This window comes from Corynebacterium sp. ACRPH (assembly GCF_022347285.1).
Lineage (GTDB): Bacteria > Actinomycetota > Actinomycetes > Mycobacteriales > Mycobacteriaceae > Corynebacterium.
In genome coordinates this window covers 23,368-45,197 of sequence record NZ_JAKRND010000012.1, presented here as the reverse complement: position 1 = coordinate 45,197, position 21,830 = coordinate 23,368, and the positions used below count along the sequence as shown (strand labels likewise).

The 21,830-nt window shown below is 60.9% G+C and carries 17 protein-coding genes and 1 tRNA gene; 13 read left to right on the top strand and 5 right to left on the bottom strand.

The window, feature by feature from the left end; all coding sequences use genetic code 11:
* Positions 1–29 precede the first annotated feature (29 nt).
* Complete coding sequence (locus tag MHX66_RS07550) at positions 30–557, top strand: lipoprotein LpqH (protein WP_161799463.1); 528 nt, start codon at positions 30–32, stop codon at positions 555–557.
* Between the two features lie 22 nt (positions 558–579).
* Here MHX66_RS07550 and MHX66_RS07545 read toward each other — a convergent pair whose 3' ends face one another.
* Positions 580–2,025, bottom strand: coding sequence for a sodium:alanine symporter family protein (locus MHX66_RS07545; protein ID WP_239201905.1), 1,446 nt, complete (start codon positions 2,023–2,025; stop codon positions 580–582).
* Between the two features lie 217 nt (positions 2,026–2,242).
* Here MHX66_RS07545 and pgm point away from each other — a divergent pair, with 217 nt between their 5' ends.
* The 4 genes from pgm (at position 2,243) to MHX66_RS07525 (ending at position 5,537) form a co-directional block, all read left to right on the top strand.
* The gene (gene pgm / locus MHX66_RS07540) at positions 2,243–3,898 is read left to right on the top strand and encodes a phosphoglucomutase (alpha-D-glucose-1,6-bisphosphate-dependent) (RefSeq protein WP_239201903.1); all 1,656 of its coding nucleotides are present in this window, start codon (positions 2,243–2,245) and stop codon (positions 3,896–3,898) included.
* 115 nt (positions 3,899–4,013) lie between these two features.
* On the top strand, positions 4,014–4,760 hold the full coding sequence (locus tag MHX66_RS07535; RefSeq protein ID WP_239201902.1) for a thioredoxin domain-containing protein: 747 nt from the start codon (positions 4,014–4,016) through the stop codon (positions 4,758–4,760).
* 118 nt (positions 4,761–4,878) lie between these two features.
* Positions 4,879–4,951: transfer RNA gene (locus tag MHX66_RS07530), tRNA-Ala, on the top strand.
* Between the two features lie 127 nt (positions 4,952–5,078).
* Positions 5,079–5,537 carry a transposase gene (locus tag MHX66_RS07525; protein WP_239201901.1) on the top strand — a complete coding sequence of 153 codons (459 nt, stop codon included), beginning with the start codon at positions 5,079–5,081 and terminating at the stop codon, positions 5,535–5,537.
* Here the strand turns inward: MHX66_RS07525 and MHX66_RS07520 are convergent.
* Both MHX66_RS07520 and MHX66_RS07515 read right to left on the bottom strand, forming a co-directional pair.
* Positions 5,521–6,743, bottom strand: a protein-coding gene (locus MHX66_RS07520) for an IS3 family transposase (RefSeq protein ID WP_239201900.1) whose coding sequence is annotated in 2 segments (ribosomal slippage) — positions 5,521–6,467 and positions 6,467–6,743 — 1,224 coding nt in all. Because the reading frame shifts where the segments join, the coding sequence is not laid out codon by codon here. The two genes, MHX66_RS07525 and MHX66_RS07520, sit on opposite strands and share 17 nt — an antisense overlap.
* 518 nt (positions 6,744–7,261) lie before the next feature.
* Positions 7,262–10,465, bottom strand: coding sequence for a DEAD/DEAH box helicase (locus tag MHX66_RS07515; protein WP_239201899.1), 3,204 nt, complete (start codon positions 10,463–10,465; stop codon positions 7,262–7,264).
* Between the two features lie 699 nt (positions 10,466–11,164).
* Between MHX66_RS07515 and MHX66_RS07510 the strand changes: the two genes are divergently transcribed.
* A complete protein-coding gene (locus MHX66_RS07510) occupies positions 11,165–11,734 on the top strand; it encodes a vitamin K epoxide reductase family protein (RefSeq protein WP_239201898.1) in 570 nt (189 codons plus the stop codon).
* 28 nt (positions 11,735–11,762) lie between these two features.
* Here the strand turns inward: MHX66_RS07510 and nadE are convergent, their stop codons facing one another.
* A complete protein-coding gene (nadE, locus tag MHX66_RS07505; protein WP_239201897.1) occupies positions 11,763–12,683 on the bottom strand; it encodes an ammonia-dependent NAD(+) synthetase in 921 nt (306 codons plus the stop codon).
* Between the two features lie 186 nt (positions 12,684–12,869).
* On the opposite strand from nadE, the gene ykgO reads away from it, so the two are divergent.
* The 4 genes from ykgO (at position 12,870) to nrdE (ending at position 16,393) form a co-directional block, all read left to right on the top strand.
* Positions 12,870–12,992 carry a type B 50S ribosomal protein L36 gene (gene ykgO, locus MHX66_RS07500; protein WP_005511141.1) on the top strand — a complete coding sequence of 41 codons (123 nt, stop codon included), beginning with the start codon at positions 12,870–12,872 and terminating at the stop codon, positions 12,990–12,992.
* Between the two features lie 385 nt (positions 12,993–13,377).
* Positions 13,378–13,608 (top strand): glutaredoxin-like protein NrdH, encoded by a 231-nt coding sequence (nrdH, locus tag MHX66_RS07495; RefSeq protein WP_239201948.1) that lies wholly within the window; start codon positions 13,378–13,380, stop codon positions 13,606–13,608.
* 80 nt (positions 13,609–13,688) lie between these two features.
* The gene (gene nrdI, locus MHX66_RS07490) at positions 13,689–14,132 is read left to right on the top strand and encodes a class Ib ribonucleoside-diphosphate reductase assembly flavoprotein NrdI (protein WP_239201895.1); all 444 of its coding nucleotides are present in this window, start codon (positions 13,689–13,691) and stop codon (positions 14,130–14,132) included.
* Positions 14,133–14,230: 98 nt separating this feature from the next.
* On the top strand, positions 14,231–16,393 hold the full coding sequence (gene nrdE / locus MHX66_RS07485) for a class 1b ribonucleoside-diphosphate reductase subunit alpha (RefSeq protein WP_239201894.1): 2,163 nt from the start codon (positions 14,231–14,233) through the stop codon (positions 16,391–16,393).
* A 122-nt stretch (positions 16,394–16,515) separates the two neighbouring features.
* Here nrdE and MHX66_RS07480 read toward each other — a convergent pair whose 3' ends face one another.
* Positions 16,516–17,004: a ferritin gene (locus MHX66_RS07480; protein WP_011273156.1), complete on the bottom strand. Its 489-nt coding sequence runs from the start codon at positions 17,002–17,004 to the stop codon at positions 16,516–16,518.
* A 342-nt stretch (positions 17,005–17,346) separates the two neighbouring features.
* On the opposite strand from MHX66_RS07480, the gene nrdF reads away from it, so the two are divergent.
* The 3 genes from nrdF (at position 17,347) to serB (ending at position 21,827) form a co-directional block, all read left to right on the top strand.
* Positions 17,347–18,342, top strand: a complete 996-nt coding sequence (gene nrdF, locus MHX66_RS07475) for a class 1b ribonucleoside-diphosphate reductase subunit beta (RefSeq protein WP_239201893.1) — start codon at positions 17,347–17,349, stop codon at positions 18,340–18,342.
* A 239-nt stretch (positions 18,343–18,581) separates the two neighbouring features.
* Complete coding sequence (gene ctaD / locus MHX66_RS07470) at positions 18,582–20,279, top strand: cytochrome c oxidase subunit I (RefSeq protein WP_239201891.1); 1,698 nt, start codon at positions 18,582–18,584, stop codon at positions 20,277–20,279.
* 192 nt (positions 20,280–20,471) lie between these two features.
* Positions 20,472–21,827, top strand: a complete 1,356-nt coding sequence (gene serB / locus MHX66_RS07465; RefSeq protein ID WP_239201889.1) for a phosphoserine phosphatase SerB — start codon at positions 20,472–20,474, stop codon at positions 21,825–21,827.
* Positions 21,828–21,830: the final 3 nt, after the last annotated feature.

Sequence of the window (21,830 nt, the reverse complement as noted above, 5' to 3'; positions counted from 1 at the left end):
AAATTGCTCGTCGCAGTGCCGCAGTAGCAGTGGCATGCGCACTGGGAGTCTCGGCAGCCGCCTGTTCGTCTGAAGATTCGAATGATGGCGCCGCAGAGAAGGAAACCGTCACGTCCACGGTGAAGGAGAGTGCTGAGGAATCTTCTGCCCCAGAGGAGGCGGAACAATCCCGAGCTTCTCAAGAAGCTCCCGCGCAACAGGATTCGGGCAGCAAGCTCCACAGGATCACCGTCGATGGCAAGGAAGTGGATACCAAGCTGTTCTCCCCGGTGCGTTGCGAACTGGATGAGGACGACGGACGCGAAGTGCTAGAGGCCGATTTCGGCAAGGATGACGACGATCGTGATGAGCTGGACATCGATATTTACACCGATCAGCCAGCCCTAGAGTCCCTGGACTTCGAATACAAGGGTGTCGAATATGAGATCGATGACGACCATGCCGCCTCGGCCACGGTGAAGCGCCAAGGCGACAACTATGTCGTCGAAGGAACCCCAGTGGAGGACGATTCGAACCGTACGATCGCCCTATCCGTGGAATTCAACTGCGCCAACTAGAGGCGGCGTTATAACCCGCTGGTTACAGCGCGCTGCGCCAGGGGTTCTTGGTTTCCACCAGGAACTTCTCCACATCCTCCGGGCGCGCCCGCAGGGTCGGGTCGAAGTCCAGGTAGGCCTTCGTCTCCCGGGCGATGAGCCCGGAGAGAATCAGCATGCCCACCAGGTTCGGCAGCGCCATCAGGCCGTTGGCAATGTCCGCGAAGGTCCAGGCCAGGCCGATCTCCGTGGTGGCACCGACGAAAACCACACACGTAAACAGCATGCGGTAGGGCAGGGAAGCCCAGGGGCCAAAGGCACGCTCCGCGTTTCGCTCGCCATAGTAGGACCATCCCAGGATCGTGGAGAAAGCGAAGAACACGATGGAGAGGGAGACGATGGTGCCACCCCACTCCGAGCCGATGCCCTTGCTAAAGGCCTGAGCCGTCATGTTGGCCGCATTATCCTCGCCTGTATCCCACACGCCGGTGGTGATGATCACCAGGCCGGTCATGGTCACCACGATGATCGTGTCGATAAACGTCTGAGTCATAGAGACCAAGCCCTGGCGCACAGGGTGAGTGGTCTTCGCGGCGGCCGCTGCAATTGCGGCTGATCCCATGCCGGACTCGTTGGAGAAAATGCCGCGGGCCACACCCATCTGCATGGCCAGCATGATGCCGGAGCCTACGAATCCACCGGTGGCAGAGGTCCCCGTGAAGGCGTCATTAAAGATAAGCCCCAGAGCATTCGGGATGTCGCCTGCGTGCAAAGCCAGCACTACGATGCCGCCGCCGATGTAGATAAGAATCATCAGCGGAACAAAGGCCGAGGTCACCCTGCCGATGGAGCTAATGCCGCCGAGGAGAACCGCTCCGATCAGCACGAACATTACCGCGCCGGTGACGGTGGGGCTGACGTCGAAGGTGTCCTCCAGGCCCGCAGCTACGGCATTACCCTGCGTCAGGTTGCCGATGCCGAAGGAGGCGATGATGGCTGCGATGGTGAAGAACCACGCTAGGAACGTGCCCAGCCCACCCGGAATGCCTCCCGAAAGATAGCGCTGCGGACCGCCGGAGACATTGCCTTTCGAGTCGGCCACGCGGAAGCGTACACCCAGGAAAGCCTCCGAGTACTTAGAGGCCATACCCACCAAGCCGGTGATCCACATCCAGAACAGCGCGCCGGGGCCACCGATGGAGATGGCGGTTGCCACACCCACAATGTTGCCCACGCCGACAGTTGCGGCCAGTGCAGTGGTGAGCGCCTGATACTGAGTGATATCGCCTTCGCCACCCTCGTCGTTCCTGTCGATAAGCCCGTGGCGCAGGGCTACGAACAGTTTGCGGAACTGCACGCCACCCAGGCGGATCGTTAGCCATAGGCCGGTGAGCAGCAGTAATGGGATCAGGAGCCACTGGCTCCAGATGAACTGGTCGATCTTGTCCAGGGTGTTCTGGAGGGATTCGGCGAAGGAAACGTCTTGCATGGACTACAGAGGTTACGCCTGTAAAGAAGTGTGGAAGAAGGGTTTAGACAAATTCGCTGGGGCTGTTTACAAATGCCGGGCAGCGGCGAGGAGTGGCGACAAGCGCGGGGGCGGGGTAGAAGAGCGCGGGGAGAGCGCTGAAAAACCCGCCGGAATCGGGCACGATAAATGGTGAGTAGCAAGAAAATGCTTTCAGGCACCGACCGAAGGAATCATTATGCACCCACGTGCTGGCCAGCCCGCCACCCCCGACGACCTCACCGACATTCCCGCCCTGCTGGAGGCATACTCCGCCACGGTCCCGAACCTGGCTGATCCGGGCCAGCGCGTGAGCTTCGGCACCTCCGGCCACCGCGGCAGTGCCTTCGACGGTGCCTTCAACGAGCCGCACATCCTGGCAACCACCCAGGCCATCGTTGACTACCGCCGCGAGCAGGGGATCAACGGCCCGATTTTCATCGGCCGCGACCCCCACGCCCTGTCCGAGCCCGCCGAAGCCACCGCGCTGGAGGTTCTGGCCGGTAACCAGGTGACCGTGAAAGTGGACCAGGAGCGTGGCTTCGTGCCCACCCCGTCGGTCAGCTTCGCCATCCTGGAGTACAACAAGCAGCTGCCCGGCGGCCCTGAGGGCACCGACGCTGGCCGCGCCGACGGCATCGTCGTCACCCCCTCCCACAACCCGCCACGCGATGGTGGCTTTAAGTACAACCCGCCGACCGGCGGTCCGGCGGATACCGATGCCACCAGCTGGATTGCCCGCCGCGCCAACGAGTACCTGGATGCGGGCCTGACCGGCGTACAGCGCTCCACTTCTGCCGAGCTGGTGGAAAGCCACAACTTCCTGGGCAATTACGTTGCTGCCCTGCCGGAGGTCATCGACATTGAGGCCATCCGCAACGCGGGCGTGCGCATCGGCGCCGACCCGATGGGTGGCGCCTCTGTTGCCTACTGGGAGCGCATCGCCGACGTGCACGGCCTGGACCTCACGGTCGTTAACCCCACCATCGACCCGGCCTTCGGGTTCATGACCTTGGACTCCGACGGCAAGATCCGCATGGATTGCTCCTCGCCGTCCGCGATGGCCTCTCTGGTCGATGCGGTCGCAGGCGCCGGTACGGCTTCCTATGACATCGCTACTGGTAATGACGCCGATTCCGACCGCCATGGAATCGTCACCCCAGACGCAGGCCTGATGAATCCGAACCACTACCTCGCCGTCGCTATCGAGTACCTCTTTAGCCACCGCGAGAACTGGCCACAGGATGCCGCCGTGGGTAAGACCCTGGTCAGCTCCTCCATGATCGACCGCGTGGTGGCCCGCATGGGGCGCAAGCTGATGGAAGTTCCGGTTGGGTTCAAGTGGTTCGTGCCGGGGCTGGTCAACGGATCCGTGGGCTTTGGTGGAGAAGAATCGGCAGGTGCTTCCTTCCTCCGCCGCAACGGACAGGTCTGGTCTACCGATAAGGACGGTATTATCGCTGACCTGTTGGCGTCCGAAATCAAGGCAACGACCGGCAAGAGCCCGTCCGAGCGCTACAAGGAGCTAGCTGAGGAGCTGGGCGCACCGCAGTATAAGCGCATCGATGCGCCGGCGAACCGTGAGCAGAAGGAGCGCCTGAAGAAGCTCAGCGCCAGCGACGTGGAGGCCACCGAACTGGCAGGGGAGAAGATCGAGGCAATCCTGACCGAGGCGCCGGGCAACGGCGCGGCCATCGGTGGTGTGAAGGTGACCACCGAAAACGCCTGGTTCGCTGCCCGCCCGAGCGGCACGGAGGACAAGTACAAGATTTACGCGGAGTCCTTCAACGGCGCCGAGCACCTGGACAAGGTGCTGGAAGAGGCGCAGGTCGTCGTCGATGGCGTGCTGGGATAACTTCGCGGTTCCCTGCAGGTATGCGTAAAATCACGGGGTCGATTCAGGGTATTGCCAGAAAACTGCGATACCCTCATGCCCAGTAGACACGTCATCATCTTGAAAGGAACGCTCAGTGAGCCAGAAGATCAAGGCCCCTAACTCTTCTAAAGGGGGCAATGGCTTCCTGTGGGGAATCATTGCGATCCTCGTTATCGCAGCCGTAGCCATCGGTTTCATTGTGTACAACAACCAGCAGCACAAGGTCGATAACATCACCCTGCCGGATGACAAGGTGGATGTGAAGATGACGACCGACGAAAGCGCTGTCACGCTGGAGTCGGAGAACGCCGGCGACGACGTGCCGACCGTCGAGGTCTTCGAGGACTTCAGCTGTCACTACTGTGCACAGCTGGAATCCGCATCCAGCGGAGATCTGAAGAGTGCGCTGGAAGACGGCAAGGTGAAGGTGAAGTTCCGCTTCCTGAACTTCCTGGACCGGGGCGATGAGTCCGGCCCGTCCACCCGTGGCGCATCCGTGGCGTGGGCCGTGGCTAAGGCTGGCGACGTGAATGCCTTCTGGAATATCCACCGCTTGATGATGGAAGAGCAGTCCACCGTTACCCGCCAGTGGGGCTGGGACGACCTGGCCAACGCGGCCGACAAGATCGGTGTGAATGAAGATGTGGTCGAAAAGATCCGCAACGAGTCCGTGAAGGAAGACGGCGTGAAGGTCGCTCAGAAGAACGACAAGGAGGTCGAGAAGCGCGAGGGTGACGTTTCCTCGCCGCTGCTGTACAAGGACGGCAAGCGCTTCGACCCGCCGTCCAACCCGGACCAGACCCTGAGCTCCTGGGTTCCGGTCGCGCTGGAAGGTAAGTAGCGCCCACGCAGGGTGGATGTGCGGGGCTTACGCCCGCGCGTTACCCCACTGCCACCTGGCGATTTGGAGAACTCAATTCCAGTGTTGTAGCTTTAGATCCGTTCGCTTGAAGAGCAACGGGGCTATGGCGCAGCTGGTAGCGCACCACACTGGCAGTGTGGGGGTCACGGGTTCGAGTCCCGTTAGCTCCACATAAGATGAGAAAATCGAAACTTGCCCCGCCTGATGGCGGGGCAGTTTTGTTTCTGAGGTGACTTCTCGGGGGTTAAGGGTTAAAGGTCAGAAGGGGATGCGGACGGAATCTTGGAGGATTCCATCATGAACCGCTTATACACCAAGGAGCAGCGACGCATAGCTCTGCAGGTTTACAAGCGCACTCAATCGGTGACCAAGACCGTCCGTGAACTTGGTTATTCAGGGCGATGGACGCTGTACAAATGGTTGCGTGAACCCGCCAAACCTGGTCGACCCCGCAAACAGTCAAAAACACTGACTCGCTACCCGTTTGAGGTCAAGCTTCGCGCTGTTGAGCTCTTCCACGCTGGCTGGAGGCCAGCTGACATCGCTGTGGAATGCGAGCTGCGCTCAAAGATGAGTGTCTATTCCTGGGCACAACGCCACCGTGAAGAGGGAGAATGGGGTTTGATGTCGAAAAGAGAACGCAAAGAGCACACTTGCATGCCCACCCGAGCAGCACTCGAGAAATCATTAGCCGATGATCCTGCAGAACTGAAGCGTCCTGGGTTTAGTTCCGCTTCTTTTACGGCCCTGTGTTGATGGGCTCGGTGAGATAGTACTCGGTTTCTACTTCTTGTGGGGTGGCGTAATCCAACGCTTCGTGAAGACGTTTGGTGTTCCACCAGTGCACCCACCGCAAGGTGGCTAGCTCGACTTCGCCTACTGATGTCCATGGGCCTTGAGGATGGATAAGTTCAGCCTTGTAGAGACCGTTAACAGTCTCGGCCAGCGCGTTGTCATAGGAATCTCCGACCGTGCCGACACTCGGCCGGATCTCGGCTTCGGCCAAAGCGGTGGAGCACTTCAGTGATACGTACTGACTTCCCCGGTCACTGTGGTGTATTAGCTGGTCGCCGTGGATTCGACCGGCAGTCGTTAATGCATGTTCCAGTGCCTCCATCGGCAGCGCATCGGTGCGCATCGTAGAGCGGGTGGCAACACCGACTATTTTGCGGCTGTAGACGTCAATGACAAACGCGGTGTACGCGAATCCTGACAGGGTGCGAACATAGGTAATGTCGGCGACCCAAAGTCGCCCGGGTGCTGTTGCCCGGAAGTTTCGCTGCACAAGATCCGGACGATGATCCGGCACTTTAGGGCTGATCGTGGTGACCGGGGTGCGTCCACGTCGTCGACCAGACACACCTGCAAGTTTCATCAGGCGTGCGGTCTTGTCGCGGCCGATATGAAAGCCCTCACGGTTCATGGCGTGCCACATCTTGCGGATGCCGTAGACCGAGAAGTTTTCCGCATGGACGCGCTGAATCTCTGGGATAAGCAGGCTATCGCTTAAGGCTCTGGCGCTCGGGGCGCGGGTGGTGGCTTTACGGTAGCCGCGGGAGGTGATGAATCCACGGTCTGCTTGTTTCAGAACACGGCAGATGGCCTCGACCCCACATTGCTCCTTGTACTCGTCGATGTAGGAGATCATCTGGTCGTGGGGCGGTCGAGTTCCGCCGCGAAAAAAGCCGAGGCAGTCTTGAGGTTTCCGTTGGCTCGTTTCAGCTCGCGGTTTTCCCGGCGTAGCCGTTTGAGCTCTTCTTCCATGGTTTCGCCACCTGTTGGAGCGGCCTGCTCATGGGCGACGCTGTCACGGTACCAGGCGCGCAACGTGTGATGGGACACGCCAAGGAGCTCTCCGACTACCTCGTATGCACGTTGCCGTGAGCAAGACTCCAGACGGACCATCTCTAGGACTTGATGGATCGCCTTCTCCTTGAATTCGGCGGAATACTTTCTGGGCATAGTGCCAATCCTTCCTTAGCAAAGGTAGGAACTAAACCCAGGACGCTTCAAGTTGATGGAGGAGATCTGCACATCACGCTCGTGCACTGCAAGTACTCCTTGAAACCAGACGCAGGATCCCGCCTAAAGGACCTCTACGAAGTCTGCGGCCAAGCGATGCGCGGGGCGCGATGGCGAGACAACGCAGGGTTGCCACTCCTCGAACATTTCGATCGACGAGCCGTCGGATACACGCGCCGCTTTGGAGGAACGGCGTTCGAAATTGGGGACCGTGAGATGCTCTTCCGGATCAGGCAGCAGACGTCGCTGCTGTTCCCGCGGTTCACGACAATCATTGCCCAGCCAGGCCTGAGCATAGGGTCAGCGAGTGATGAGCAACTCCGGCTCATCGCTGGTGCCGCTGCATATGTGCAGACCGGGACCGCAGGTGGGTTTGAGGTCTACGGATCGGACTGAGTGGCAATAGCCGTACGGATCTTCGACGAAACAAACATCGACGCCCGCGTCGTCTGTACGGGCTATTGAACGAGTGCGTTGGACAGGTCTCGGAAGTAGTTGTGGCGCGCCCAAAAGGAGCGATCGCCAATGACGTAGAGGCGGCGTTTGGCGCGGCTGGCGGCAACGTTGACAAGGTTCGGGGTGCGTGCCCAGTTGGCGGGCGCTCCCGGTTTGCTGGGGTCACCGCCGAGGACGAGGATTACGACGTCGGCCTCGCGTCCTTGCGCTGTGTGAATGGTTCCGGCTTGGAGGCCCTGATATTTCGGGATGAGGCTGCGGAGGCGATCTGCGACGGCTCGGAACGGGGAGATGGCGATGACCTCCGACGGCGGGATGCCGTGGTCGTTCAAGTAGGCGAGGGCCTTCTCGAACCGCTCGATCTGGCTTGGTTGGAGATGGCTGCCTGGGCTGTTGGCCGGCTCGTCAGCCCAGTAGCTGGGGGCGATGAGCGGTCCGGTTGGGCTGTCGAAGCGCTCGTCGGGGTCGTCGAGACCACGGTGGACGCCGTTGACCATGAGGTTGTTGTAGGCGATCTGGTTGCACAGAGTGAACATCGGGTTGTCGCAGCGTCGGTGCACCAGGAGTGGCGCGCTGACCCAGACTTTGTCCTCGCCTTGATCGAGCTGGGTCCCGAACGGCGTGACGCGGTCGGCCAGGGTCTGGACGGAGGCACGTGGCGGGATCCAGGTCGTGCTGAGGCCGTAGTTGCTGGCGATGTTGCGTTGTGCCTTCTCGGGGAGTGTGACGACGGGCTCGAGCTGGAGCGGGTCGCCCACTGCGACGATGCGTTGCGCGCGCCAAATCGCGCCGGCGGCGTACTGGGGTGAGGCTTGTCCAGCTTCGTCGATGAGGAGCCAGCCGATCGCCTCGGAGCCGATGCCGCTGAACATCCGGCTGGCCGAAGCGAAGGTTGTGGAAATCAACGGGACGACGAGGAAGAACAGTTGCCAGGCAGCCCGGAGCTTCTCGGGCTCGAGGTCGCGGGGGTAGTTCCCAGCGACGACCTCACCGGCGGCGCGCAGCCCGTTCAGCATGTCTCGTGCTGTGTTGGCGAGGAAGTCTTGGTGTAGTTGGAGTGCCGCGGCGAACAGGTCCGACCGGGCGGTGTCAAGCTCCTTGTCGAGCCATGGGGCGTGTAGCTCTCGCTGGTCGCCCTGCCATGCCGGGCCGGGATAAGCTGCACCGAACCGTTCTTCGTCCTGCGCACACTGATCCTGAAGTCTGGCCTGTTGATCTCGGAGGCCGTTCAGGTCGTGTTGAGCTGATGACAGCCGTGCTTGGGCATGCCGCACGGCGTCGTGGAGCCGTTGCCCACGGTCGCATACGTCTCGGTATTGTTGCTCGGCGTTGTCCAGTGCTCGCTCGAGGTCGGCGAGGCGGATGCGCCATGCTCGGACGGCTCGCCCGAAGGAGAAGAGTGTTTCCAGTACGCCGGGCTTAGTAGCGAGGTGCCGGCCGTGGCTGGCAGCAGCTTGCGTGCGGCCTGCGTCTGCCTGCTGCTGAACGGGCTGATGCCGAGACAGATCGTGTTGGGCCCGGTTGAGATTTCGGACTTCCTGTTCGATCGCCGCTTTCAGACCGCGTTCACGTTCAGCGAGTTCTGGGACTCGCCGGAGCCGATCCTCGGCCTGCGCCCGTTGTCGGATGAGTGCGTCGACGCGCTGTTCGACAATGCAGAAGTCTTCGCGTGCTTGAGCCCAGGGCTTGTAGGGAACCTTGCCGTCGCGCCACTGCACCAGCCTGGTCTGCATCCTTGGAACGCCGTTCTCGACAGGCTTCTTGGTCTTGGGGTCCTTTTCATCGAACCAGAATGCTGAGTGGAAGGCCGAACGGTTCCTCTTTCTGCCGAGTCGAGCGGCGACGAGACCCCAGGCTGTTGACGGTGTCGCGTCGCTGGTGGAGTCGCTGCCAGTCACGTCTCGGAGGATCTCGGTCGCGATATCACCGAAGTAGTCGATGTGGCCGCGCCACGGCGCTTCGATTGCGTCCTCGTCGGGAATCTCGGTGGTGACGTTCTCGACGGCCGCGTTGTTCGCCGACGCGACGACCATCTCGAACCCTGTCAGCTCGGGTTTAAGTTGGCGAACGATCCGATCGTGGCCTTCGCCGTCGGACCATCGATGGGTGACTTCGGTGAAGGCATGCGATGGCCGAGTCAGCGCTGCGAGTCGTCGGGCTCGCTCGACGACGTTCCCTGCGAGGATATCGCGCAGCATGGTCGTCTTGCCCGTGCCTGGCGGACCGTTGACGCCCATTAGACCACTGCTGTGCCCGAGGTCGTTCAGCGCGCGATTGACGGCGAACTGCTGGCTCAGGGCCAGCGAGTGGTCCGGGTTAGCCGGCCATCGGCCCTTGGGGAGGCGCTCGATCCCGGTGCCTGCGTCGACCGCGCCCGGGTGTGTGACGACATCGATCCGGTCGGACACAGGCAGTGTCTGGTCGCCGGTGAGATACGTGGCGAGGCCGGCGCCGAGATCTCCGCGTGCGACATGGTCGCGTACGGTCGCGAGGTCGTCGAGGTAGAAGCTGTTCAAGAAGTCGGTGTCCGTGCCGTCCTCGGCTCGTCGTGCCGACACTGCAACGCTCTCGATGACCACGCGATCGTCCGCGAGGTCATCGAAGCTGTCGACTCCGGCAGCGACATGGGACAGCTTCAGCAACTTGTTCAGCGAGTCCGAGTCGTGAGGCGGGGGCTGCTCTCTGCCATCGGCATCACGGCGGGCGCCTTCAAATGCGTCAATCGAGTCGACGAATCTTCCCGCGGTCTCGTCGAACCCGTCCATCCAGCGCGGGTTGCTCGGTCCTGGATCTCGTGTACGACCGGCAGCCCAGAGCGCCGAGGACAGCACCGCCGAATCGGTGACGAGACGACCGTCGTGATTGATCAGGAGACCGGCACAGGCGCTCTCACCTTCAGGCCGCTTGTCGTAGGCATCGGGATCCTCGCCGAACACACGGGCCAACGCCTCGTAGGTCGCTTCAAGCTTGTAGACGCCCAAATATACGGTATGACGCCAGACCCTTCGGGTCCCGTTGAACGGCTCGGGCGGAGCCAATGTCTCCCAGGGGAGAGGGTCTCCCGATTGCCACGCGATCACCTGACGATCCGACGGGCGGGTGGCTCGGCGCGTCAACGCTGGTACCCGCTGCGGGCTGAATAACTCCAACATCCACCAGAACATCAGTATCCGCAGACGCTCATCGCTGCCCCGATCCACTCCCATGCCCCTCATCTTACCTGATCGGGTTGTCACAGCCGCCCGGCACCCAGTCTCGGCGATCGACGTGGTCCGCTATCTTTCACGTCCGTGCGCATCACGCAGCACTATGCCGGCAGATCGGAGATGGTTGCGGACTGTGGCTGGGTGAGAATCCGAGGTGCTTGCCCACGCGTTCGAGCGACTCACCACCGGCATAGCGACGAGCCATCTCTCGCACCTCGTCCGGCGACGGTGTAGCATGCCGCATCCGTACACCCCGGTCCCGCAGCCGTAAGGCCAGTCGCTCCCGATCGATCCCGAGCTCGTTGGCAAGCTCTCGCAACGTGGTGCCAGCCTCGTGCTGTCTCTGTGCCACGTCGAGCAGGTCCTTGCCGGCGCGAGGGGGCCTACGCGGGAGCGGCTCCTCGTGACCGGCCTTTAGCACGCGGATGCGAATCGACTGGTGCATCGAACCGATCCGAACCAACGGCGGGGCAAGTTTCGACAAGCCTCCCGCTAGATCCACTGAATACAAAATCTCAGTTCAAAATGAGCTTGGGGTTTTGTTGTATTTGCAGGGTAATCCACCGTGCTAATCTAGCCTCGTTGGAAGTTGCCCAGTTCCTCGATGGACAGCGATCCCAAGCCGATTCCCCGCACCGGACAATGCTGGTGTGGGCGCGGTGGGACGTGAGGGCGTCAGTAAATAAAGAGAGCGAGCACATGAACGGTTTAGGTGCTACAAAACGCTTCGGCTATACCTTCCTAGTGCTATCCACGATCGGGCTGGTTTTCTCCACGCTGATCATGCACGACAAGCTGCAGATGGCGCTGGATCCTAACTTCGAGCCGGCTTGTACTTTCAACGAGGTCATCTCGTGTACGGATGTGATGGCCTCGGATCAGGCGGCTACGTTTGGGTTCGCAAACCCGTTTATCGGAATGATCGGTTTCGCGGTGATGATGACTCTCGCCGTGATGCTGATCGTCGGCGCTAAACTTCCTCGCTGGATGTGGTACTGCACCTTGGTCGGGTTGGCCCTGGGGGTGGTGTTTGTGCACTGGCTGGCCTACTCTGCGATCTACTCCATCGGCGCGTTGTGCCCTTACTGCATGGCCGTGTGGGCGGCGACCCTACCGATGTTTGTGATGACATTGGTGCACATCCAGCGCGAGAAGCGGCGCGAGGCGGGGGAGGATGTTCCGCACTCCGCGCTGGGCATGCCGCTGGTGGTTGTTATCGCCTGGTTCCTGGCGTTTACCGCGTTGATTCTGGATCAGTTCGTTTTCTAGCTGCGCCCCGGCTCAGCGGTGTGGGAGCCTAGCTGCGCCACCAATCGTCGTGCGGGGCGACAGGCAGATGCCGCTTGTGGCGCGAGCGGAACCATAGCTTTTCGATGTGCTCGGCGACCTGCGGGTCGATGTCGGCCGCGCCGTTGGTGCTTTCCAGGTAATCGTCGAGCTGCTTGTACGTCACTCCCAACGCTTCCTCGTCTGGGAGTGCGGGGCGGTCTTCCTCCAGATCCGCGGTGGGCACCTTCTGCCACGTGCTGTCCGGGGCGCCGAGGTGCTGCAACAGCGCCGCGCCCTGCCGCTTCGTGAGCCCCGCCAACGGCACCAGATCCGCCGCACCGTCACCGTGCTTGGTGTAGAAGCCGGTGATTGCCTCTGCCGCGTGATCCGTGCCGACAACCAGCGCGCCGAGCTCGCCCGCCAGCGCGTACTGCGCGATCATGCGTTCGCGCGCCTTGATGTTGCCCTTGTTGAAGTCGCTGACCTTCGCGATGCCGAGGGCCTCGCTCGCCGCGCGCGCCGATTCGTCGGTTGCGCCCTTGATATTTACTGTGACGCCCATACTCGGTGCGATAAACTTCAGTGCCACCTGTGCGTCGTCCTCGTCCGCCTGGGTCCCGTAGGGCAGCCGCACGGCGCAGAACCGGTAGGGCTGCGATTCGTCCTCCTGGTTGAGGCGCTCGACCGCCAGCTGGCACAGCCTTCCTGCCAGGGTGGAATCTTGGCCGCCGGAGATTCCCAGCACCAGGGTGCGCACTCCTGTGGCTTGCATGTAGTCGGCGATGAACTGCACGCGGCGCTCTACCTCTGCGGCGGGGTCGATGGCGGGGTGCACGCCTAGCTCTGCGATGATCTGCGCGTGTAGCGGGCGCGCGCTCGGGCGCTCGGCGCCGCTAGTGCTGCCGGGGTTGTTGGGGATGTGGTTCGGCTGGTTTGCGGAAGGGCTCATGGGTTAGATGCTAGTCCGCAGGGGAGCGTGGGGTGCTCGGGTAGTCTATTTGCACTTATTTGGTTTTGGAGTCTGCGATGGGTAAACTCATCGTTTGTGTTTGTGCCGGGCGGCATAGACGGGTTTTAGCCTGCTAACCTGTACTGCCTGGCGATGTAAGAAAGTCGATGAGGAAAGGAGCGCCCGATGAAGGTCCGCAAGTCCCTTCGGTCGCTGAAGAACAAGCCGGGCGCTCAGGTCGTTCGTCGCCGCGGCAAGGTCTACGTGATCAACAAGAAGGAACCCCGCTTCAAGGCTCGCCAGGGCTAAAGCCGAAGGGTTCTACTTCCCCCGCCTCCCGCTGAGAGCGCCAATGGCGCCGCGGAGGCGGGGGATTTTTGTTTCAAATCCCGGCTTTGAAATTACAAGCATGTTTTTTATGTGGCTAGATGTAGTGGTGGGATTTTTCCCCACCTGCGAATACTCAAGATGTAACTACTAGATATTGTGTTTCTGTTTTATGTGTGCCCCAAAATGTTGTGTTTTAGCAGTTGTCTTACACGCATGTGATGTGTAGTCTTAAGCAAGTCGATGAGAGGCGATGAGGGCACAGTACGCCTGACTATCGCTCGCCGAGGTCGTTGCTACGGCCAGCGTAAAGACTGACAAAGACCAACACTGATAGCGCCCACGAACCAGGAGAATGACAGCCACCATGATCACCGTCTACACCAAGCCCGCATGTGTTCAGTGCAACGCCACCAAGAAGGCTCTCGATAAGGCCGGTCTGGAGTACGAGCTCGTTGATATCAGCCTCGACGATGAGGCTCGTGACTACGTAATGGCGCTGGGTCACCTGCAGGCTCCCGTGGTTGTCGCCGGTGAAGATCACTGGTCCGGCTTCCGCCCGGATCGCATCCGCTCCCTGACCGCCGAGGCCGCCTAACCCCCGCGCGTCGCTTCGCCTTCACCGTCTACAAGGTGGGGGCTATTTTTGCGCGCGCCACACTGTCTGAATGAGGCTCAATGCTGATTACGTATTTTTCCTCCACGACGGAGAACACTCACCGCTTCGTGCGCAAGCTCGGGTTGCCTTCCTCCCGCATCCCTTTGAAGCGTAACGACGCCCCACTGCTCGTCGACCAACCGCATGTCTTGGTCGTGCCGACATACGGCGGGGGAGCAGGGATGACGGGAGACTACTCCCGACCAGTTCCAAAGCAGGTAATCAAGTTCCTCAACGTGGAGCAGAACCGCAAGTGGCTGCGCGGGGTGATCGGCGCGGGGAACATCAACTTCGGGTCGGACTTCGCCAAGGCCGGCGAGATTATCTCCGCCAAGTGCCAGGTGCCGTACCTGTACCGCTTCGAGCTGATGGGCACGGAGGAGGATGTCCACCGAGTGCGCGAGGGGCTGGCCGAGTTCGAGGCCTCCCTGCGCCACGAGGGCCGGTGGGATCTGGCGAGCTAACCCGCCCCGCACATGTCCGGGGCACTGATTAGAATCGAAACGAACGCACGAGCGCGAGGCATTTTCCTTAGCGCGAGTTTTTGAGGAGACGCATACACATGACTGGCACCGAGCTTGGCAAGACCGTCCAGGAGCCCGTTGACCAGCGGGAGCAGCTGGATTATCACGCTCTGAACGCGATGTTGAACCTGTACAACGACGCAGGGGAGATCCAATTCGACAAGGACCGCGAGGCTGCAAACCAGTACTTCCTGCAGCACGTCAACCAGAACACCGTTTACTTCCACGATCTGGAAGAAAAGGTTAAGTACCTGGTGGACAACGAGTACTACGACCCCGAGGTGCTGGATCAGTACGAGTTCAGCTTCGTGAAGTCCCTGTTCAAGCAGGCCTACGCGAAGAAGTTCCGCTTCCAGTCGTTCCTGGGTGCATACAAGTACTACACCTCCTACACGCTAAAGACCTTCGACGGTCGCCGTTACCTGGAGCGTTTCGAGGATCGCGTGTGCATGGTTGCTCTGGGCCTGGCAGCGGGGGATACCGAGTTGGCGTCCAACCTCGTCGACGAGATCATGGACGGCCGCTTCCAGCCTGCAACGCCGACCTTCCTCAACATCGGCAAGAAGCAGCGCGGTGAGCCGGTATCGTGCTTCCTGCTGCGCATCGAGGACAACATGGAGTCCATCGGCCGCTCCATCAACTCCGCGCTACAGCTATCCAAGCGCGGCGGCGGTGTGGCCCTGCTGCTGTCGAACGTGCGCGAGGCCGGCGCGCCGATTAAGCACATCGAGAACCAGTCCTCCGGTGTGATCCCCGTGATGAAGCTGCTGGAAGATGCCTTCAGCTACGCCAACCAGCTGGGCGCCCGCCAGGGTGCCGGCGCGGTTTACCTGCACGCGCACCACCCGGACATCCTGCGCTTCCTGGATACCAAGCGCGAGAACGCGGACGAGAAGATTCGCATCAAGACCCTCTCGCTGGGCGTGGTGATCCCGGACATCACCTTCGAGCTAGCCAAGCGCAACGACGACATGTACCTGTTCAGCCCGTACGACGTCGAGCGCGTGTACGGCAAGCCGTTCGCCGACGTCTCCATCACCGAGCACTACGAGGAGATGGTGGAGGATCCGCGCATTCGTAAGTCCAAGATCAACGCGCGTGCGTTCTTCCAGACCCTGGCGGAGATTCAGTTCGAGTCCGGCTACCCGTACATCATGTTCGAGGACACAGTAAACAAGGCCAACCCGATCGAAGGCCGCATTACCCACTCGAACCTGTGCTCCGAGATTCTGCAGGTCTCCACCCCGTCGGAATTCAACGCTGACCTTTCGTACAAGAAGATCGGCGACGACATTTCCTGCAACCTGGGCTCCATGAACATTGCGAAGGCGATGGACTCGGAGGACTTCTCCAAGACCATCGAGACCGCCATCCGCGGCCTGACCGCCGTAGCGGATCAGACTTCCATCGACTCGGTGCCGTCGGTGCGCCAGGGTAACGACAACTCCCACGCCATTGGCTTGGGCCAGATGAACCTGCACGGCTTCCTGGGTCGCGAGCACATCCACTACGGCTCGGAGGAGGCGCTGGACTTCACCAACGCCTACTTCGCGACCGTGATGTACGAGGCTCTGAAGGCCTCCAACAAGATCGCCCAGGAGCGCGGTGAGAAGTTCCACAACTTCGAGAACTCCCAGTACGCCACCGGCGAGTTCTTCGACCGCTACGATCCGGCCGACTTCGCCCCGAAGACGGAGCGCGTGCGCCAGATCTTCGGCAACTCCAGCATCCACGTGCCCACCGCACAGGACTGGCAACAGCTGAAGGAAGACGTGCAGGCCCACGGCCTGTACAACCGCAACCTGCAGGCCATCCCGCCGACGGGTTCGATCTCCTACATCAACAACTCCACGTCCTCGATCCACCCGATCGCCTCCAAGATTGAGATCCGCAAGGAAGGCAAAATCGGCCGCGTGTACTACCCGGCTCCGTACATGACGAACGAGAACCTGGAGTACTACGAGGACGCCTACGAGATCGGCTACGAAAAGATCATCGACACCTACGCTGTGGCCACGAAGTACGTGGACCAAGGCCTGTCGCTGACCCTGTTCTTCAAGGACACCGCCACCACGCGAGACATCAACCGCGCGCAGATCTACGCATGGCGCAAGGGGATCAAGACGATCTACTACATTCGCCTCCGCCAGACGGCCCTGACCGGCACGGAGGTCGAGGGCTGCGTCAGCTGCATGCTCTAAGTAGGGGAGTGGCCTGCTCTAAGTGGAGGGCGGCCTGCACTGAACACGAAAAAGCCGACTGGGAGGAATCCCAGTCAGCTTTCTTATTGGCTCCGTATTAGCAGTTAGCGGTTGGCTTGCTGTTAGCGGTTACCCAGCTCGGCGTCGATGCGCAGCAGGCCGGAACCATCGTTGCCCACCAGCTTGATGCGGTCGATGATGTTGCTAACTGTAGCTTCCTCCTCGATCTGCTCCTCCAGGAAGAAGTTCAGCAGGTTGCGGGAGTCAATGTCGCCAACCTCGTCGGCGGTCTTCACGAGGTCGCGGATCAGCGCGGAGACCTTACGCTCGTGCTCGAGGGAAGCCTCGAAGGCATCCAGCGGGGTGGAGATCTTCAGGGAAGGCATCTCAACAGTCTCGATGTCCACGCGCGCGTCGCGGTCCAGCAGGTGCTGCGCGAACTTCTGAGCGTGCTCGCGCTCCTCGTCAGCCTGCGCCTGCATCCAGCTGCTCATGCCGTCGAAGGAGAGGCGATCCAGCTCATAAGCCAGCTGCGTGTAGACCAGCGCAGCCTGGTGCTCGGCGGTGACCTGTTCGTTCAATTGCTTTTGAAATTTCTCGTTAATTTCCATGCAGCTCAAGGTACCCAGGGTTTATCCAATCGGCTAGCAAACGCAGGCTACCCTTATATTATCAATGCAGGTCAGAGCCCTTTGTTTAGTCGGTGAGGCTGTCTTTACTTAGGGTGCCCTGTAAACCAATTCTGACGTGCTCTTTAGCTAGTGACGCCCCCGGCTCCGGGCTGAAATCCGCTCCAGTGCGCACTGAGGGCGTCATTAAGAAAGACCCCCACAATGGGGGTGATGGCCGAGGGTTAGGCGCGTCGCGGAAACGGGGTACGATGGGGCGAAGTGCACAAGCTGAGGGTCAGCGAGAAAATCAGCACGTTTTGTGAAGAAGGAGACACGCAAGCGATGAGTGCGCACGCACCCCACACTCCCGTACACCGCGTCGGCGGCGATCCGGTATCCGCCATCAACTGGAATAGCATTCCGGACGAAAAGGACCTGGAGGTGTGGGATCGCCTCACCGCCAACTTCTGGCTGCCTGAGAAGGTGCCGCTGTCCAACGACGTGCCCAGCTGGTCCACGCTGAACGACACCGAGAAGCAGGCGACCATGCGCGTATTCACCGGCCTGACCATGCTGGACACCATCCAGGGCACCGTCGGTGCGGTGAAGCTGATCGATGATGCGGCCACCCCGCACGAGGAAGCTGTGCTGACGAACATCTCCTTCATGGAGAGCGTCCACGCGAAGTCTTACTCCTCTATCTTTATGACGCTGGCCTCCACGCCGGAGATCAACGACGCTTTCCGTTGGTCTGAGGAGAACGACAAGCTGCAGAACAAGGCGAAGATCATCCTCGACTTCTACGAGGGCGACGATCCGATGAAGAAGAAGATCGCCTCCGTTCTACTGGAGAGCTTCCTTTTCTACTCCGGCTTCTACCTGCCGATGTACTGGTCCTCGCACGCGAAGCTGACCAACACCGCGGACATCATTCGCCTGATCATCCGGGACGAGTCCGTGCACGGCTACTACATCGGCTACAAGTACCAGCGCGCGCTGGAGAACGAGACCCCGGAGCGTCAGGAGGAGCTGAAGGAGCACACCTTCGACCTGCTGCTGGAGCTGTACGATAACGAGGCGCAGTACACCGAGGATCTGTACGACGAGCTTGGCTGGACCGAGGACGTGAAGCGCTTCCTGCGCTACAACGCCAACAAGGCGCTGAACAACCTGGGTTATGAGGGGCTGTTCCCGGCTGACGAAACCCGTGTGTCCCCGGCAATCCTGTCCGCTTTGAACCCGGGTGGCGACGAGAACCACGACTTCTTCTCCGGCTCCGGATCTTCCTATGTAATCGGTAAGGCTGAGAACACCGTCGACGACGACTGGGATTTCTAGTTAGCACCCCCGAAAACGTGGGATCTGTTAGCCGAGCATTGTCCACGGCTATTGAAATGCGCGTTAACGGGATACTATGTAAGCATTCTGCGTCTGTTCGGGCCGGTTGTTGACGAGATCGACCCAGCGGGAACAGGGTAGAGGAAACATTCTTTTGGGTGACCGACCCAAAGAATCCTGTGAGTTACTTAAAGCTCGCAAGAGGAAAAGGGCAGGTCACGCGTAGTCAGGAGGAACTAATGACCGCAGTAGCGCCTAGGGAAAGCCATGAGGTTTCCCCGGCTCGGCCTGCGCCTTTCGGTGAGGCACCGCGTGGCAGCCTCGCGTGGAAGATGCTGACCACGACCGACCACAAGCTTCTGGGCATCATGTACCTAATCATGTCCTTCACCTTCTTCATGATTGGTGGCTTGATGGCCCTGCTGATCCGTATCGAGCTTTTCGCGCCGGGCCAGCAATTCCTGTCCAACGAGCAGTTCAACCAGCTGTTCACGATGCACGGCACGATCATGCTGCTGCTGTACGGCTCCCCGATGGTGTTCGGTTTCGCGAACTACATCCTGCCGCTGCAGATCGGCGCGCCTGACGTGGCATTCCCCCGTCTGAACGCCTTCGGCTTCTGGATGACTACCGCCGGTGGTGTCGTTATGCTGCTCGGCTTCCTGACCCCGGGTGGTGCTGCTGACTTCGGTTGGACCATGTACATGCCGCTGGCAGACGCTACGCACTCCCCGGGTGTGGGCTCTGAGCTGTGGATCCTGGGTGTTGGCGTTGGTGGTATCGGTACCATCGCCTCCGCTGTGAACATGATCACCACCATCCTGTGCCTGCGCGCACCGGGTATGACCATGTTCCGCATGCCGATCTTCACCTGGAACATCCTGGTTACCTCTCTGCTGGTTCTGCTGATCTTCCCGCTGCTGACCGCTGCAGCCCTGGGTGTCTTCTACGACCGCAAGCTGGGTGGCCACATCTACGACGCTGGTAACGGCGGCGCTATCCTGTGGCAGCACCTGTTCTGGTTCTTCGGCCACCCTGAGGTTTACGTCCTGGCACTGCCGTTCTTCGGCATCGTGTCTGAGGTCTTCCCGGTGTTCTCCCGCAAGCCGATGTTCGGCTACGTCGGCCTGGTGTTCGCAACCCTGTCGATTGCTGCACTGTCCATGGCCGTGTGGGCGCACCACATGTTCGTGACCGGCGCCGTGATGCTGCCGTTCTTCTCCTTCATGACGTTCCTGATCGCCGTGCCGACCGGTATGAAGTTCTTCAACTGGCTGGGCACGATGTGGAAGGGCCGCCTGACCTTCGAGACCCCGATGATTTTCGCGGTCGGCTTCTTCGCCACCTTCCTCTTCGGTGGTCTGACCGGCGTTATGCTGGCTTCCCCGGCTCTGGACTTCCACGTTTCGGATACCTACTTCGTGGTTGCTCACTTCCACTACACTCTGTTCGGTACCGTGACCTACGCTTCCTTCGCTGGTATCTACTTCTGGTTCCCGAAGATGACCGGTCGCATGCTGGACGAGAAGCTGGGCAAGATCCACTTCTGGCTGGTTACCATCGGCTTCCACACCACCTTCCTGGTGCAGCACTGGCTGGGCAACATGGGTATGCCGCGTCGTTACGCTGATTACCTGCCGACGGATGGTTTCACCACCCTGAACCAGATCTCCACGGTTGGTGCCTGCATCCTGGCGATCTCCATGATTCCGTTCCTGTGGAACGTCTTTAAGTCCTACCGCTACGGCGAGGTCGTCACCGTTGATGACCCGTGGGGCTACGGCAACTCCCTGGAGTGGGCAACCTCCTGCCCGCCGCCGCGCCACAACTTCAACTCCATGCCTCGCATCCGCTCCGAGCGCCCGGCGTTCGAGCTGCACCACCCGCACATGGTCAAGCGTATGCGCGACGAGGCTCACGTCGGCCGCCACTTCTAAGCGCACTTCCTAGTGACGCCCCCTCACCCAGCCACTGCCCAGCGCAGTCGCTAGGTGCCTGGCGGCTGGCCAGGCTTTAAATCCACACCTCAACTACGCGGGGTGTGGATTTTCGCATTCCCGGGGGAACTGAAGTGGGGGCTACGCAGTTTCAGTTATCACTTCTTGCGGGGAAGTGGGACAATATAGCCCGTGACTACCTCTGATAACGCCAATAACCCCAACATTTCGGCCGACCAGCAGCCAGCCGCTGCCCAGCCCGCAGCTGGCCCGGCCTACGATCCGCACTTCGAGACTGCTCTCGAGGACACGCTGCAGGAAGGCCTCGCGCCCAGCGTGATTACCGTTACCGGACCCGACCGCCCCGGCGTATCCGCGGCGTTCTTCCGCGTGCTGTCCTCCTACGGAGTGCAACTTCTCGACATTGAGCAGTCCGTCTTCCGCGGGAAGCTGTCGCTGGCGGCGCTAGTGGGCGTCGGCCAGGAAGACCTAGAACCGCTCGGCGAGGGTCTTAAAGAAACCCTGGCCTCCTACGGCATGCGCGTGAGTGTCGAGGCGGACGATAACCTCTCCAGCACCCGTCCGCACTCCACGCACGTGATGGTCGTGCTGGGCCGCCCGCTGACGGCCACGCACATTTCCCGCATCGGTCAGACCCTGGCGGACTACGGTGCGAACATCGACACGATCACCGGCATCGCGGACTACCCTGTCACCGGCCTGGAGCTTAACTTGACCGTCGCCAACCCGGCTCCCGGCGGCGGCGTGCCGCTGCGTAAGGCCCTGGCAACCCTGACCTCGGAGGTTGGCGTAGACATCGCCATCGAGCGTGCGGGCCTGGCCCGCCGGGCGAAGCGCCTGATCTGCTTCGACGTAGACTCCACCCTCATCCAGCACGAGGTCATTGAAATGCTGGCGGCCTACGCCGGCCGCGAGGAAGAGGTCGCCGCAGTCACCGAGCGCGCCATGCGCGGCGAGCTCGACTTCGCCGAATCCCTGCACGAGCGCGTGAAGGCCCTCGCCGGTCTGGATGCCGCAGTAGTGGAGAAGGTAGCCCACGACATCCAGCTGACCCCTGGCGCCCGCACCACCATCCGCACTCTAAAGCGCCTGGGCTACAAGGCTGGCGTGGTTTCCGGTGGATTCATCCAGGTCATTGAGCCGCTCGCCCGCGATCTGGACCTTGACTTCGCCCGCGCGAACACCCTGGAGATCGTCGACGGCAAGCTCACCGGCCGCGTGATCGGCCCGGTCATCGACCGCCAGGCGAAGGCGGAAAGCCTCAAGGAGTTCGCCTGGTCCAACGGCATCCAGCTGAACCAGACCGTCGCGGTCGGCGATGGCGCTAACGACATCGATATGCTCTCCACGGCTGGCCTGGGTATCGCCTTCAACGCGAAGCCCGCCCTCAAGGAGATCGCCGATGCCTCTGTGAACTACCCGTTCCTGGATCAGGTGCTGTTCATTCTTGGCATTTCTCGCCACGAGATTGAGGACGCCGACCTCCGCGACGGCACGTACCGCCGAGTGCCGATCGTCGAGAACTAACTG

Coding starts and splice junctions, on each gene's coding strand:
- ctaD (WP_239201891.1), top strand. CDS start 18,582: ATGACCGCAGTAGCGCCTAGGGAAAGCCATGAGGTTTCCCCGGCTCGG.
- pgm (WP_239201903.1), top strand. CDS start 2,243: ATGCACCCACGTGCTGGCCAGCCCGCCACCCCCGACGACCTCACCGAC.
- MHX66_RS07510 (WP_239201898.1), top strand. CDS start 11,165: ATGAACGGTTTAGGTGCTACAAAACGCTTCGGCTATACCTTCCTAGTG.
- MHX66_RS07480 (WP_011273156.1), bottom strand. CDS start 17,004: ATGGAAATTAACGAGAAATTTCAAAAGCAATTGAACGAACAGGTCACC.
- ykgO (WP_005511141.1), top strand. CDS start 12,870: ATGAAGGTCCGCAAGTCCCTTCGGTCGCTGAAGAACAAGCCGGGCGCT.
- nrdI (WP_239201895.1), top strand. CDS start 13,689: ATGCTGATTACGTATTTTTCCTCCACGACGGAGAACACTCACCGCTTC.
- MHX66_RS07525 (WP_239201901.1), top strand. CDS start 5,079: ATGAACCGCTTATACACCAAGGAGCAGCGACGCATAGCTCTGCAGGTT.
- nrdE (WP_239201894.1), top strand. CDS start 14,231: ATGACTGGCACCGAGCTTGGCAAGACCGTCCAGGAGCCCGTTGACCAG.
- MHX66_RS07545 (WP_239201905.1), bottom strand. CDS start 2,025: ATGCAAGACGTTTCCTTCGCCGAATCCCTCCAGAACACCCTGGACAAG.
- nrdF (WP_239201893.1), top strand. CDS start 17,347: ATGAGTGCGCACGCACCCCACACTCCCGTACACCGCGTCGGCGGCGAT.
- nrdH (WP_239201948.1), top strand. CDS start 13,378: ATGATCACCGTCTACACCAAGCCCGCATGTGTTCAGTGCAACGCCACC.
- nadE (WP_239201897.1), bottom strand. CDS start 12,683: ATGAGCCCTTCCGCAAACCAGCCGAACCACATCCCCAACAACCCCGGC.
- MHX66_RS07515 (WP_239201899.1), bottom strand. CDS start 10,465: ATGGGAGTGGATCGGGGCAGCGATGAGCGTCTGCGGATACTGATGTTC.